General features: G+C 64.2%; 10 protein-coding genes. 4 read left to right on the forward strand and 6 right to left on the reverse strand.

Features of this window, described 5'->3' with window-relative positions:
* Nucleotides 1-9: 9 nt before the first annotated feature.
* The 3 genes from JOD78_RS09125 to JOD78_RS09135 are packed head-to-tail and all read left to right on the forward strand — an operon-like array spanning nucleotide 10 to nucleotide 5710.
* On the forward strand, nucleotides 10-1095 hold the full coding sequence (locus JOD78_RS09125; protein ID WP_199725094.1) for an efflux RND transporter periplasmic adaptor subunit: 1086 nt from the start codon (nucleotides 10-12) through the stop codon (nucleotides 1093-1095).
* Nucleotides 1092-4235 carry an efflux RND transporter permease subunit gene (locus JOD78_RS09130; RefSeq protein ID WP_121042428.1) on the forward strand — a complete coding sequence of 1048 codons (3144 nt, stop codon included), beginning with the start codon at nucleotides 1092-1094 and terminating at the stop codon, nucleotides 4233-4235. The genes JOD78_RS09125 and JOD78_RS09130 overlap by 4 nt, the downstream gene beginning before the upstream one ends.
* Nucleotides 4235-5710: an efflux transporter outer membrane subunit gene (locus tag JOD78_RS09135; protein ID WP_121042430.1), complete on the forward strand. Its 1476-nt coding sequence runs from the start codon at nucleotides 4235-4237 to the stop codon at nucleotides 5708-5710. The genes JOD78_RS09130 and JOD78_RS09135 overlap by 1 nt, the downstream gene beginning before the upstream one ends.
* Before the next feature lie 12 nt (nucleotides 5711-5722).
* On the opposite strand, the gene JOD78_RS09140 is transcribed toward JOD78_RS09135, so the two are convergent.
* A complete protein-coding gene (locus JOD78_RS09140) occupies nucleotides 5723-5869 on the reverse strand; it encodes a hypothetical protein (protein ID WP_158601263.1) in 147 nt (48 codons plus the stop codon).
* A 245-nt stretch (nucleotides 5870-6114) separates the two neighbouring features.
* Here JOD78_RS09140 and JOD78_RS27960 point away from each other — a divergent pair, with 245 nt between their 5' ends.
* A complete protein-coding gene (locus tag JOD78_RS27960) occupies nucleotides 6115-6849 on the forward strand; it encodes a hypothetical protein (RefSeq protein WP_245202083.1) in 735 nt (244 codons plus the stop codon).
* A 149-nt stretch (nucleotides 6850-6998) separates the two neighbouring features.
* On the opposite strand, the gene JOD78_RS09150 is transcribed toward JOD78_RS27960, so the two are convergent.
* The 5 genes from JOD78_RS09150 to ugpC all read right to left on the reverse strand — a co-directional run bounded on the left by JOD78_RS09150 (nucleotide 6999) and on the right by ugpC (nucleotide 13583).
* The gene (locus JOD78_RS09150; RefSeq protein ID WP_039789561.1) at nucleotides 6999-7850 is read right to left on the reverse strand and encodes a carbohydrate ABC transporter permease; all 852 of its coding nucleotides are present in this window, start codon (nucleotides 7848-7850) and stop codon (nucleotides 6999-7001) included.
* 54 nt (nucleotides 7851-7904) lie between these two features.
* Complete coding sequence (locus JOD78_RS09155) at nucleotides 7905-8828, reverse strand: sugar ABC transporter permease (protein ID WP_034331164.1); 924 nt, start codon at nucleotides 8826-8828, stop codon at nucleotides 7905-7907.
* Between the two features lie 103 nt (nucleotides 8829-8931).
* Nucleotides 8932-10179, reverse strand: a complete 1248-nt coding sequence (locus tag JOD78_RS09160; protein WP_051057388.1) for an extracellular solute-binding protein — start codon at nucleotides 10177-10179, stop codon at nucleotides 8932-8934.
* Between the two features lie 220 nt (nucleotides 10180-10399).
* Nucleotides 10400-12376 carry a beta-galactosidase gene (locus JOD78_RS09165; protein WP_209568241.1) on the reverse strand — a complete coding sequence of 659 codons (1977 nt, stop codon included), beginning with the start codon at nucleotides 12374-12376 and terminating at the stop codon, nucleotides 10400-10402.
* Between the two features lie 61 nt (nucleotides 12377-12437).
* Nucleotides 12438-13583, reverse strand: a complete 1146-nt coding sequence (ugpC, locus tag JOD78_RS09170; RefSeq protein ID WP_121042436.1) for a sn-glycerol-3-phosphate ABC transporter ATP-binding protein UgpC — start codon at nucleotides 13581-13583, stop codon at nucleotides 12438-12440.
* Nucleotides 13584-13900: the final 317 nt, after the last annotated feature.

Raw genomic sequence — 13900 nt, forward strand, 5'->3', positions numbered from 1 at the left:
CTGACGCGCATGGCGCTGCTGGCGATTCCCTTCGCGGTGTTGCTCTCGGCCTGCAGCAAGCCGGCCCCCGTCGCCGACGCCCCGCGTGAAGTGGTGGTGCTGCAGGCGCAGGAACGCGGCAGCACCCGGCCGCTGCACCTGCCGGCCGAAGTGCAGTCGCGCTATGTAACCTCGCTCTCCTTCCGCGTGGCGGGCCAGTTGGTGGAACGCCGCGTGCATCTGGGTGACGCCGTGCGCAAGGGCCAGGTGCTGGCGCGTCTCGATCCCTCGGACGCCGATCAGAATGCTGCCTCGGCGCGCGCCGAACTGGCCTCCGCCCGCCAGCATCTGGATGCAGCGGAGAAACAGTTGCAGCGTGACACCGCACAAGCCGCCGAACAGCTCATCAGCGCCCAGCAACTGGAGCAGAGCCAGGATGCGCATGCCGCCGCGCTGTCGCAATTCAAGGCCGCGCAGGCCCGTGCCTCGGTGGCCGGCAACCAGCGCGACTACACCACCCTGGTAGCCCAGCATGATGGGGTCATCAGCGCCGAGCAGGCCAATACCGGTGACGTCTTGAGTGCTGGCCAGCCGGTTTATTCGCTGGCCTGGTCGGGCGCAGTGGACGTGGTCACCGACGTGGCGGACCGCCAGTTGGCCGGCCTGCAGCCCGGTGCCGCCGCCGAGGTCACGCTGGCGGCTTTGCCCGGCAAGACCTACAAGGGCCGCGTACGCGAGGTCAGCCCGGCGGCCGATCCGCAAAGCCGCACCTTCCGCATCAAGGTCACGCTGGAACAGCCGGACGCCAGCGTGCGCCTCGGCATGACCGGTGAAGTGAAGATCACACCGGCCGATACGGCGCAGGGCCAGGTGCTGCTGCTCCCGGCGACTGCCCTGTTCCATCAAGGCGGCAAGCCTGCGGTATGGATCGTGGGCAACGAGGGCAAGCTGGAATTGCGCCCGGTCACCGTCGCGGCCTACGGCGAGCGCAGCATCTCGCTCTCGCAAGGCGTGGCCACACAGGACAAGGTGGTGGTGCAGGGCGTGCATACCCTCACCGCGGGTGAGAAGGTCAAGCCGGTCGCCCCGCTGCACGCCGAGGACTTCGCCCTATGAGCGCGCCTGGCCGTTTCAATCTTTCCGCCTGGACCCTGCAGCACCAGGCGCTGGTGACCTTCATCCTGGCGCTGGTGACGCTGCTGGGCATCGGTTCCTACTCGCGCCTGTCCCAATCGGAAGACCCGCCCTTCACCTTCAAGGTGATGGTGATCCAGACCGACTGGCCCGGTGCCACCGCGCGCCAGGTGCAGGAGCAGATTACCGACCGCATCGCCCGCAAGCTGCAGGAGACGCCCGATGTGGATTTCCTGCGCAGCTATTCGCGCGCAGGGCAGTCGCAGCTCTTCTTCACCATCAAGGACACGGCCCCGGCCTCGCAGGTACCGCAGACCTGGTACCAGGTGCGCAAGAAAGTCGGCGACGTTGCGGCGACCTTGCCACAGGGCGTCAGGGGCCCTTACTTCAATGACGAGTTCGGGGACGTCTACACCAACATCTACGCCCTGGCCGGCGATGGCTTCACGCCTGCGCAGCTGCGCGACTATGCCGACCAGCTGCGCGGCGAACTGCTGCATGTGCCGGGCGTGGCCAAGATCGATTACTTCGGCGAGCGCCAGGAACGCATCTACATCGACATCGGCAACACCCGCATGACGCGCCTGGGCATCAGCCCGCAGCAACTGGCCGACGCCATCGGCGGGCAGAATGCGGTGGTGCCGGGTGGCCTCATCACCACCGGCAGTGACCGCGTCTACGTGCGTCCCACCGGCCAGTTCGACAACCTGCGCGCGCTGGAAGACAAGATCATCCACGTCAACAACCGCAACTTCCGCCTGGGCGACATCGCCACCATCACGCGTGGCTACGACGAACCGCAGGAACAGGAGATGCGCGCCAACGGCCAGCCGGTGCTGGGCATCGGCGTGACCATGCAGCCGGGCGGCGACGTGATCCGCCTGGGCAAGGCGCTGGACGAGCGAACTGAACAATTGCGCAAGCGCCTGCCTGCCGGGCTCACGCTGACGGCAGTGTCGAGCATGCCGCATGCGGTGGAAAAATCGGTCGATGACTTTTTGGAAGCCGTGGCCGAAGCGGTCGCCATCGTGCTGGTGGTGAGCCTGGTATCGCTGGGCATCCGCACCGGCATGGTGGTGGTGATCTCGATTCCCATCGTGCTGGCGGTGACGTCGCTGTTCATGTACCTGTTCGACATCGGCCTGCACAAGGTTTCCTTGGGCACGCTGGTGCTGGCACTGGGTTTGCTGGTGGATGACGCCATCATCGCCGTCGAGATGATGGCGGTGAAACTGGAACAGGGCTGGAACCGCCGCCGCGCCGCGGCCTTCGCCTACACCAGCACGGCGTTCCCGATGCTGACCGGCACTCTGGTGACGGTGGCCGGCTTCCTGCCGATTGCATTGGCCAAGTCCGGCACGGGTGAATACACGCGCTCCATCTTCGAGGTCTCGGCCATTGCGCTGCTGCTGTCCTGGCTGGCGGCGGTCGTGCTCATTCCGCTGCTGGGCTATCACATGCTCAAGGAAAAGCCGGGCGCGCTCACCGATGAACAGATCGCCGCCAATCCGCATGCTGGCCATGATGAGGAAGACCACGATCACCCCATCTACCAGACCCGCATCTACACCTGGCTGCGCCGTTCGGTGGCCTGGTGCGTGGCCTTCCGCGGCCGCGTCGTGATCGCCACCACGGTGCTCTTCATCGCTTCCCTGGCGGCCTTTGCGCTGGTGCCGCAGCAATTCTTCCCCAGCTCCGACCGCCCTGAATTGCTGATCGACCTGCACCTGCCGGAGCGCGCCTCCTTTGAAGCCACCCAGCGCGAGGCAGTGCGCATGGAAGCGCTGCTCAAGGATCGCCCGCAGATCGACCACGTGGTCAGTTTCGTCGGGGTCGGTGCGCCGCGCTTTTACCTGCCGCTGGATCAGCAACTGGCCAGCCCCAACTTCGCGCAATTCGTGGTTACCGCCAAGTCGGTGGAAGATCGCGAGGCCTTGGCCCGCGCGCTGGAAGAGCCGCTGCGCAAGCAGTTCAGCGGCGCACGCACGCGCATGACCCGACTGGAGAACGGCCCGCCGGTGGGCTTCCCGGTGCAGTTCCGCATCAGTGGCGAACAGATTCCCAAGGTGCGTGCCATCGCCGAACAGGTGGCGGCTGAATTGCGCAAGGAGAGCCGCGCCACCAATATCCAGTTCGACTGGGATGAACCGGCCCAGCGTTCGGTGTCCTTCGAGATCGACCAGAAGCGTGCCGGCGAACTGGGGTTGAGCAGCCAGCAGATTGCCAATTTCCTGGCGATGCAATTGTCGGGCTTCACGGTGACCCAATACCGCGAACGCGACAAACTCATTGGCGTCGACCTGCGGGCCCCGCGCAGCGAGCGGGTTGATCCGTCGCGCCTGGCTACCTTGTCCATGCCGACCGCCAACGGCCCGGTACCGCTGGCCGCGCTCGGCCAGTTCCACAATACGCTGGAATACGGCGTGATCTGGGAGCGTGATCGCCAACCGACGATTACCGTATTGGCTGACGTGCGCGCCGGCGTGCAGGGCATCGACGTCACCAATGACGTCAACCGCAAGCTTGATGCGCTGCGTGGCGAGCTGCCGGTGGGCTATCGCATCGACGTCGGCGGACCCGTGGAAGAGAACGCCAAGGCGCAATCCTCGATCTCGGCGCAGATGCCGCTGATGATCATTGCCGTGCTGCTGTTGCTGATGGTGCAGTTGCAGAGTTTCGGCCGCACCCTGATGGTGGTCATGACCGCACCGCTCGGATTGATCGGCGTGGTGGGCGCACTGCTGCTGTTCGGCCAGCCCTTCGGCTTCGTCGCCATGCTGGGTACCATCGCCATGCTGGGCATCATCATGCGCAACTCGGTGATCCTGGTGGACCAGATCGAGCAGGACATTGCCGCAGGACGTGGCCGCTTCGATGCGATCGTCGGTGCCACCGTGCGCCGCTTCCGTCCGATCACGCTGACTGCGGCGGCGGCCGTGCTGGCGCTGATTCCGCTGTTGCGCAGCAACTTCTTCGGTCCGATGGCCACTGCCCTGATGGGCGGTATCACCATCGCCACCATCCTGACCCTGTTCTACCTGCCGGCGCTGTATGCGCTGTGCTACCGGGTCAAGCCGGATGAAACCCATCACCGCGACCACGCCGCGCAAGGGAGCCACTGATGAGCGCCGTTCGTTTGATGTTTGCCCCGCAGGTGCGCCCTCTGGCGCTGGCCGCGGCACTGCTGCTGTCGGGTTGCGCGCTGGGCCCGACCGGCGAAGCACCGGCCGTGCCGCAACCGGTCCACTACGCCGCCGAGGCCACCCCGGCCATGCTGGGTCCGCAGGAGGCGCGCCAGACCTTCGTACTGGGCCAGCGCAGCGTGCCGCAATGGTGGCGCGCCTTTGGTTCGGCGGATTTGTCCGCCTGGGTCGAGGAGGCGCTGCGCAGCAATCATTCGCTGGCCGAAGCGGACCGCAACCTGGCCAGTGCACGCCTGCAATTGCGTGCGCAGATCGATGAATCGCTGTGGCCGACCATCGACGCAGTCGGCCAGGCCCAGCGCCAGCGCGCCCTGGGTCTGCCCAATCTTGGCCCGACCACCAACCTGTACAACGTCTTCGCCGGCCAGATCCGCGCCAGCTATACCTTCGACCTGTTCGGCGTGGAGCGCTTCGCCAACTCGGCGCTGGCCGCCCAGGTCGATGCCCAGTCCTACCAGTTCGATGCGGCACGCCGCGCGGTAGCGGCCAACGTGGTCATCACGGCCATCAATGCCGCCTCCCTGCGCGCGCAGGTGGCCGACACCGAGCGCCTGGTGGCGCTGGCCGATGCCGACGTGGACGAATTGCAGCGGCGTCTTGCGCTCGGAGCCGTCTCCAATGACGATGTCCTGTCCGCGCGCGCCAATGCGCAATCGCTGCGCGCCAGCCTGCCCGCCCTGAAAGCGCAATGGCAGGGCGCACGTCACGCGCTGGCGGTACTGATGGGCCGCACGCCGGATGCCGCACCGGCCGATCTCGACATCACGCGCCTGAAGCTGCCCGAACAGGTGCCGATGACGGTGCCTTCGGAATTGCTGAAACAGCGCCCCGACATTCTCGCGGCCGATGCCGCATTGAAGGTGGCGGCCGCACAGCAGGCGCTGGCGACAGCGGAGATGTTCCCCAGCCTGTCCATCAGCGCATCGTTCGGCCAGTCCGGTTTCTCCTGGGCCAAGGCCACCAGCGGTGCGGGAGCCGTGTGGGGTCTGGGCGCATCGCTGACGCAGCCGCTGTTCCATGGCGGTGCCCTGCGCGCCAAGCGCGATGCCAGCAAGGAAGCCTACCTCGCAGCCGAGGCGCATTATCGCCAGACCGTGTTGAATGCTTTCCAGAACGTGGCCGATAGTCTGGTGGCCTTGACGCAGGATGCCGACGCCTTGCAGGCCTCGGCGGCGGCACGCGCGGCCACCGAGCAGGGCTGGCGCAATGCGCAGCGGCGCGCGCAACTGGGCGCTTATCCGGCCAGTGCAGCGCGGGCCGGCGAACGCCAGTATCTCAATGCGAAGCTGGGCGAAATTCGCGCAACTGCCAGCCGCATGAACGATACGGCCACGCTGTATCAGGCCATGGGCGTAGGGCTGGACGCGTCCCGGCAGCAGGCGGCCCAGCCCTGAGGATCGCGCAGTTCAGCCACCGGTGTACTGGTGGAACAGGTGGCTGAACAGCCGCGTCAGGTCCTTGAACAGCATCGCCCCGCCGCGTCCGGCGTGGGCCTCGACAGTCATGCTCAACATGCCGATGAATACGGCCAGGCGCAGGGTGGTGGTATGCATGATGTTCTCCTTGGGTTGCGGTGTCGATGGAGACATCGTGCGCCGCTGCCATCACGGCCGTATGTCAAAAAACCACGCGCGTATTTCAGCTGAAATATTTTCTTTTTCCTGTCAGTGATTCGTCAGTCACGCGACGCGCAGCTCGGCTATATTCTCGCTGGATGGCAGGCCTGAGGCCCGCCATCGAGGGATGCGGCAACGATAACGACAACACGCGCGGGCGCGCAAGGAACATCGGGGATTTCATGTTGAGAATGCTGGTATGCATGGCAGCCTTGCTGCTGAGCGGTTGTGCCTCCATCACCGGCACGCAGACGCAACCCGTTTCGGTTCAGGCCACGCAGGGCAACCAGATCATCTCGGGCGCCACGTGCACCCTCACCAATGACGCGGGTCAATGGTTCGTGAAGACGCCGGGCAGTGTCACTGTCAGGAAGAGCACCGCCGACCTCTTTGTGGAATGCGCCAAGGATGGCGTGACCGGACAAGTCAAAGCCGTCTCCCGGGCCAACAACAATGTCTGGGGCAACGTCTTCGCAGGCGGGCTGATCGGCTATGCCATCGACCGCAACAGCGGTGCCGGCTTTGATTATCCCGAGACGGTCACGGTGATCCTGGGCGGCAAGCTGGGCATGATGTCCTCCTCTGGCGTGGCCGGGGTGGCACCTCCCAATGGCAGCAACGCGGGCACGGTCAGCATCGACCCAAGTCCGCCGGACGGTCGCTGGCGCGCCGTCATGTCCTGCGATGCCAACCGCTTCAACAAGGATTCGCAGCCCTTCCAGGCCAGCTTCAACGCCCAGGTGGACGGCAACCGTGTGGTCATCCGACGGCGCAACAAGATCGCCGAGGAAGTCATGTCGGGCACCATCTCCGGCGAGTCCCTGAGCCTGGCCGGGATGGGTTACCGGCTGGAGAACCCGGCCAATTCGTGGACCTTCAAGATCGATGGCGTCTTCATGGGCAACGGCAAGATCTAAAACGGCAAAGGCGCGCAGCTGGCCAAGAATGGCACGACTGCACGCCTTTGCACGGTACTCATGATCCACACCGATGTGCCGCCCCCGGTACCAGCGCAAACGCCCGAGGCGGGCGTCGCGACCCTGCAGTAAGCGCCGGCCGCGATCCTTCAGCCCTTGCTGGCCCCGAAGGTCAGCCCGGCCACGAACTGCTTCTGCATCACGAAGAACAGGATCACCGAAGGCAGCGCTGCCAGGATGGAACCGGCCGAGACCAGGTTCCAGGCCGTGGTCCATTGTCCGCGCAGCGCCGCCACGCCCACGGTGATGGGCGCCACGTCATCGCCCTGGGTCAGCACCAGCGCCCAGAAGTAATCATTCCACACGAAGGTGAATACCAGCACGGCCAGCGCGGCCAGCGCCGGGCGAATCAGCGGCAGCACGATGCGATAGAACACGGTCCATTCGCTGGCCCCTTCGATGCGCGCCGCCTCGATCATCTCGAAGGGCAGCTGCTTGATGAAATTGCGCAGGAACAAGGTGCAGAATCCGGTCTGCATGGCGATATGGAACAGCATCATCCCGGTGATGGTGTTGAACAGGCCCAGCGACAGCGACAGGTCACGCACCGGAATCATCAGGATCTGCTGCGGCACGAAGTTGCAGGCCACGAAGGTGGCGAACAGCACCGTGTTGCCACGAAACTGGTAAGTGGACAGCGCAAAGCCGGCCATGGCCGCCAGCGAAATCGCGCCGATCACAGAGGGAATGGTGATGAGGCAGCTGTTCCAGAAGTAATGCAGCATGGGCGAGGCGGTCAGCGCCTCGCGGTAATTCTCCAGCATGGCGAAGTCCTGCGGCCAGCCCCAGTAGTTGCCGGCCATCAGTTCATCGTTGGAGCGGATCGAGGTGACCAGCGCGGTCAGCATCGGCAGCAGCCAGATCAGCAGCGCCACCGGCAGCGAAGCCCGGTAGAGCGCGCGGTTGATCGGCTTCCATTTTTCTATCGGCATGGGGAACATGGCGATCTCTCTTTTCTCTTGAACGTTGGGCGATGGACGTGCGGCGACGGATGATCAGCGTTCGTCGCGCAGCATGCGGCGCAGTTGATAGATGATGTAGACCAGCATGATGGCAAACAGCGTCACCGCCACGGCCGCCGAATATCCCTGGCGGTAATACTTGATGGCCTGGTCATAGGCGTAATACGCCAGCACGGTGGAGCTTTCGTAAGGGCCGCCGCTGGTCATCACCGAGATCAGGTCGAAGCTGCGCAGCGCGCCGATGATGCTGACCACGAAGGCCATGAAGGTGGTTGAACGCAACTGCGGCAGGATCACGTAGCGCAGCATGCTCCAGCCCTTGGCCCCTTCCATGCGGGCGGCTTCCACCTGGTCATGGTTCAGGGCGGTCAGGCCGGTGAGGAACAGGATCATGCAATACGCGGTCTGCGGCCACAGGGCGGCGAAGATGATGCCGAAGGTGGCATAGCGCGCATCGCCCAGCACCGGCACGCCCTGGCCCAGAATCAGCGAGAGCAGGCCGAAGCTGGGGTCATAGAACCAGCTGTAGATCAGTCCGACCACCACGCCCGAGAGCACGAAGGGCGCGAAGAACAGCGACTTCACCACGCGCATCCCGGCTACCTTCTGGTTCAGGTAGAGCGCGATGGCCAGGCCCATGGGCGGGGCCAGCAGGAACATGAGCAGCCACAGCACGTTGTTCTTCAAGGCCGTGTAGAAGGTCGGCGCATGGAACAGTTCGATGTAGTTGGCCAGGCCCACATACTTGGGAGCGGTCATTCCATCCCAGCTGAAGAAGCTGAGATAGATCGTATAGAGAATCGGGTACAGCACGTAGACCAGCGTCATCACGCAGGCCGGCGCCAGGAACCAGAAGGCGGCGCGATTGCGGCGGGCGGCACTGCGCTGCGGGCCGGAGACCGGCGTGGCAGCAGGTTGGGTCGCAGGCGGCTGCGCGGCGGATGTGGGCGCTAGCATGGCGGAGTCTCCTTCTTTTTCTGCGGGCCATTCCGCTGCTGCACGGGGCAGGCGGAATGGCCCGGATGGACTGCCTGGACCAGCCAGGCATCAACGACGACGATCAGGACTTCTTGTAGATACGCTTGCGGCTTTGTTCCAGTTCGTTGAGCACGTCATCGATTTTGGTCGGATCGCTGACGAACTTCTGCATGCCCTTCATGCCTTCATCGGCCATTTCCTTGGTCATGTCGCGATCATAGAACTGCGAGATGCCGCCCTTGGCGTTGGAGAGGATCTCGAAGCCGATGCGCGAGATCGGATCGGCCGGGGCCGGCGACTTGCTGTTGGCCGGCAGCGAACCCAGGCCATCGGCCAGCTTGGCGCTGATGGCCGGCGTGCCGACGAAGGCGATGAAGCGGCGTGCATCGGTCTTGTTGCGGGCCTTGGCCGGGATGTGGATGGATTCGGTCGGACCTTCCTCGGCGGTCGGCACATTGGCATCGATGATGGGGAACTGGAAGTAACCCATCTCCGGTGCCAGCTTGGCCGGGAAGCCCTTGGCGATGAAGGTGCCCATCAGCATCATGGCGGCCTTGCCCTGGAACAGGAAGGGCTGGGCGCCATCCAGGTCATAGGACAGCGCATTGTCGATGAAATACTTGTTGTCGATCAGGCTCTTCCAGGCGGTGTAGACCTTCTTGACGCGCGGGTCGGTGTAGGCGACGTCGCCGGCCATCAACTGCTGGTGGAAGGCGTTGCCGTTGATGCGCAGGTCGAGGTAATCGAACCAGCCGGCCAGGGTCCAGGCGTCACGGCCACCGACGGCGATGGGGGCGATGCCGGCAGCCTTCAACTTCTTGCAGGCCTCCAGGAATTCATCCCAGCTCTTGGGTTCGGCAGCGATGCCGACCTTCTTGAACAGGTCCTTGCGATAGAACATGCCCCACGAGTAATACACGGTCGGTGCCGAGTATTGCTTGCCCTGCCAGGACGAGGCTTCCTTGGTGGAGGCGTAGGTGCTGTCCCAGCCGTTCTTCTTCCAGTCTTCGCTCAGGTCTTCCAGCAGGCCGCGGCTGGCGTAGAAGGCCATGCGTTCGCCGTTGTGCCAGTTGATGATGTCCGGGGCCTGGGTCGAGAGCCAGCCCGGCAGTTGCACCTTGTAGGCTTCTTCCTCGATGAAGGAGACCTTGACGTCGACGTCCGGGTTGGCCTTCTTGAATTCATCGACCGTGGATTGCCACACGGTGCGCTGCACGGCGCCCTTGTAGGCGATGTTGACGGCCAGCGTGCCGGCCAGGGCGGCGGCGCTCCAGGCGGCGGAGGCGGCCAGGCAGCCGGCGATCACGGTCATGCGCATCATTTTCTTCATTGTTGTCTCCGAATGTTTGGTTCAGACAGTTGAAACCATTCAAACCACTAAACAGTTTATAAAATTTATAAAGTTTAAAAAGTCTTGAAGTTCTAAAAAGTTGATACGGCGGTGTCGTGGATCTTCCAGATTTTTCCAGGATCCTGCAGGTTCTGTCGCCTGCTCGTGCACGGCTGCCGCAGCCGCCGTGCTGTCTTCCAGAGTGCGGCCGGCGTGTTGCTTATCCTTGCGTGTGCGGACGATAAATCGCCACGCCCTGCGGTTCCAGCGCTGCCTGTCCGACCAGGAACTGCGCGCCGTCGGCATGCGGCAGCGTGATCGGTGCGTCACTGTAGTTGAAGGCGAACTGCAGGCCGCCGCGCTGCTGCAGGCGCAGGCCTTCCGGCAGACGTTGCGGAGCCAGTCCGGCGGCGCGCGCCACCTGCTCGAAGTAGCGCGTGGTCAGCCCGGCATCGAAGATGCCAGCCAGGTAGTGCGCACGCTCCTTCTGCACGATGGCGGGATGGCCGTCAGCGAAGGTGGCAATGGTCTGCAGGCCGTCGCCATCGGCTTCGATCAGGTCGCGCCAGTAGCGGGCCTGGCTTTCTTCCGTACCGAACCGTACTGTTTCGCTGACGTTGGGGCGCATCGATTCCACGCGCCATACGCGCATCGGCAGCAGCTGCTGCAGCGGGCCCGGTGGCAGGGTCGACGGAATCTGCAGCGATTTGGTCTTGGAGCCGCTGCGCGGACCGAACACCACCTGCGCGCCACTGTCTGCGATGCGGCCCGGCAGGTCGTCCGGCACGATGGGCAGCGGCGGCACCACGATCATGGCGTAGCCTTGCAGATCGGCGTTGAGCGGGACGATGTCCACATCCAGACCGAGCGAACGCAGGGTCGAGTAATAGTCGAAGGCGAAATGCGCATATTCGAAATCGATGCCCTGGAAATGGATCTCGAAGAGCCACTTGGCATCGTAGTCGAACAGCAGCGCCACTTTGCCGCGCGGCTGGGCCAAGGCACCGCTGGCGTTTTCCACCGCGATGATTTCCTGGGCCACGCGTTCGGCTTCGGTGCCGCCCACGTCGAGACGATTGTCAGGACGGTTGAGCCCGGCGTGCAGTTGCTCCTGCGCGAACGGGCACTGGCGCCAGCGGAAGTAGGAGACGCAGCCGGCACCATGAGAGAAGGCTTCCCAGCTCCACAGGCGCACCATGCCCGGCAGCGGGGCGGGATTCCAGTGGGCCCAGTTCACCGGGCCGGGCTGCTGTTCCATCACCCAGAACGGCTGGGCCGACATGCCGCGATACAGGTCGTGGTTGAAGCTGGCGAAATCGGGATGGCCGGTGCGCAGCCAGCGGGCCTTGGTGTCGGCGTCGTACCACATCACTTCCAGCGCGCCCAGCGGATAGCTGTCCCAGGTCGCCACATCGAGGTCGGCGGCCACCGGATAGTGATCGAACTCCAGGAACATCTGCATGAAGTTGTGCACCATCAGCCGGCCCGGCGAGAGCGGGCGCAGGATCTCGACCTGCATGCGGTTGTAGCGCACCACTTCGTCCGAGGCAAAGCGGCGATAGTCCAGGCGATGCGAGGGATGGGCCTCGGTGACGGTGCCGACGGGCGCATCGATCTCGTCGAAGCTGCGGTATTCCATGCTCCAGAACACGGTGCCCCAGGCGGTATTGAGCGCATCGATGCTGCCATAGCGCTGGCGCAGCCACTGGCGGAAGCGGCGCTGGGCCGAGGGCGAATAGCTGACCACGGTCTGGTGGCAGCCGTATTCGTTGTCCAGCTGCCAGGCGGTCACCGCCGGATGCTGGCCGTAGCGTTCGCCCAGCAGGCGCACGATGCGCTGCGATTCTTCGTAATACGAGTCCGAGGAAAAATCATAATGGCGGCGCGAACCGAAGGCGCGTTCGCGGCCGTTGGCGTCGACCGCCAGCACGTCGTCGTGACGGTCGATGAGCCACTTGGGCGGGGTCGCGGTCGGGGTGCACATCACCACTTCCAGGCCGTGGCTGGCCAGCACCTCGATGGCGCGGTCCAGCCAGTCCCAGCGCAGGTCGCCGGGCGAGGGCTCGATGCGGCTCCAGGCGAATTCGCCGATGCGCACCTGCTTGATGCCGAGCGCCTTCATGCGCCGGGCATCGCTTTCCCACATGGCCTCGGGCCAATGTTCGGGGTAGTAACAGACTCCCAATCGTAACGACATGATCGTGGTTCCTTAGCGGTAGTGAAGCGTCAAGAGAAGAGGGCGCGTGCGCACTGCCTGATCAGGCGGCGGCAGCCAGGCCCGGATGAACTTGTGTGCGCGCCAGTGCCACGCCGTCCGCATCGAACAGGTAGGCGCAGCTGGGCGCGACCGACACGCGCAGGCGCTCGCCGCGCGCGATGTGGGCATCGCCCGGGGCCTTGGCCACCAGCGGCTGGCCGGCCGGCTCGTCCAGGTGCACATAGGTCTGCTCGCCCAGGCGCTCCACCAGCATCACTTCGCGGGTGATGCCGTACTGGCCCTGGCTGCCGATTTCCATGTGTTCGGGGCGTACGCCCAAGGTGACCTGCTGGCCTGGCTGCACCGGTCCCTTGGCCGCCACCAGCAAGGTTTCCTCGCTGTGCTGCAGGCGGATCAGGATGCCGTTCTCCTGCGCATTCACCACCTGCGCGGGCAGGAAGTTCATGCGTGGCGAACCGATGAAGCCGGCCACGAAACGATTGCGCGGATGGTGATACAGCTCCATCGGGGCACCGACCTGGGCGATGCTGCCGAAGCGCTGGGTATCGGCGCCGGCATGCAGCAGCACGATGCGGTCGGCCAGGGTCATGGCCTCGACCTGGTCGTGCGTGACGTAGACCACGCTGGCCTGTTCGAACTGGCGATGCAGGCGGGCGATCTCGATGCGGGTCTGGCTGCGCAGTGTGGCGTCGAGGTTGGAGAGCGGTTCGTCGAACAGGAACACGCCGGGACGGCGCACGATGGCGCGGCCGATGGCCACGCGCTGGCGCTGGCCGCCGGAGAGTTCCTTGGGCTTGCGTTGCAGCAGTTCTTCCAGCTGCAGGATGCGCGCCGCTTCGCGCACCTTCTGTTCGATCTCGGCCTTGGGCAGCTTGGCCAGGGTCAGGCCGAAGCTCATGTTTTCATACACCGTCATGTGCGGGAACAGCGCATAGCTCTGGAACACCATCGCTACCGAACGCTGCGCCGACGGCACGTCATTGACGCGCTTGCCGCCGATGAAGAGATCGCCGCTGGTGAGATCTTCCAGCCCCGCGATGCTGCGCAGGAGCGTGGATTTGCCGCAGCCGGAGGGACCCAGGAAAACACAGAATTCATGTTCGCCAATGTCGAGATCGACATTGCGGATTACCGGCGGTGCGTCGCCGTAGGCTTTTTGTGCTGCACGCAAGCTGATGCTGGCCATCACGTTTTCCTAGCAGAAATGGATTGCAGGGCAGGGCACCACGAGGCAGGTGCGGCGTCAGGTTAAGCGCTTAATCAAGTGACCCAAAAAAAAGATCGCCTGAGTTTCCTGTATGCAATCGGGGGTTGTCTCCACGTCGTTGTTCTGAGCGTGTTGCCGTGTTGGGTTGGCAAATATTTTGGTCGATCATACCCATCTTGGATGGCCTCTGCAACAACAATCCTGTAACGAAAAACTGCCAGCGTTTTGTCAGGAATGCGTTCCTCTGAAGGAGTGCGGCGCGGATGAACAATACGTAAATCATTTACGGATCGGCT

Origin of the sequence: Herbaspirillum sp. 1130, from assembly GCF_017833835.1 — a bacterium.
Lineage (GTDB): Bacteria > Pseudomonadota > Gammaproteobacteria > Burkholderiales > Burkholderiaceae_D > Herbaspirillum > Herbaspirillum huttiense.

Coding starts and splice junctions, on each gene's coding strand:
- JOD78_RS09125 (WP_199725094.1), top strand. CDS start 10: ATGGCGCTGCTGGCGATTCCCTTCGCGGTGTTGCTCTCGGCCTGCAGC.
- JOD78_RS09130 (WP_121042428.1), top strand. CDS start 1,092: ATGAGCGCGCCTGGCCGTTTCAATCTTTCCGCCTGGACCCTGCAGCAC.
- JOD78_RS09135 (WP_121042430.1), top strand. CDS start 4,235: ATGAGCGCCGTTCGTTTGATGTTTGCCCCGCAGGTGCGCCCTCTGGCG.
- JOD78_RS09140 (WP_158601263.1), bottom strand. CDS start 5,869: ATGCATACCACCACCCTGCGCCTGGCCGTATTCATCGGCATGTTGAGC.
- JOD78_RS27960 (WP_245202083.1), top strand. CDS start 6,115: ATGTTGAGAATGCTGGTATGCATGGCAGCCTTGCTGCTGAGCGGTTGT.
- JOD78_RS09150 (WP_039789561.1), bottom strand. CDS start 7,850: ATGTTCCCCATGCCGATAGAAAAATGGAAGCCGATCAACCGCGCGCTC.
- JOD78_RS09155 (WP_034331164.1), bottom strand. CDS start 8,828: ATGCTAGCGCCCACATCCGCCGCGCAGCCGCCTGCGACCCAACCTGCT.
- JOD78_RS09160 (WP_051057388.1), bottom strand. CDS start 10,179: ATGAAGAAAATGATGCGCATGACCGTGATCGCCGGCTGCCTGGCCGCC.
- JOD78_RS09165 (WP_209568241.1), bottom strand. CDS start 12,376: ATGTCGTTACGATTGGGAGTCTGTTACTACCCCGAACATTGGCCCGAG.
- ugpC (WP_121042436.1), bottom strand. CDS start 13,583: ATGGCCAGCATCAGCTTGCGTGCAGCACAAAAAGCCTACGGCGACGCA.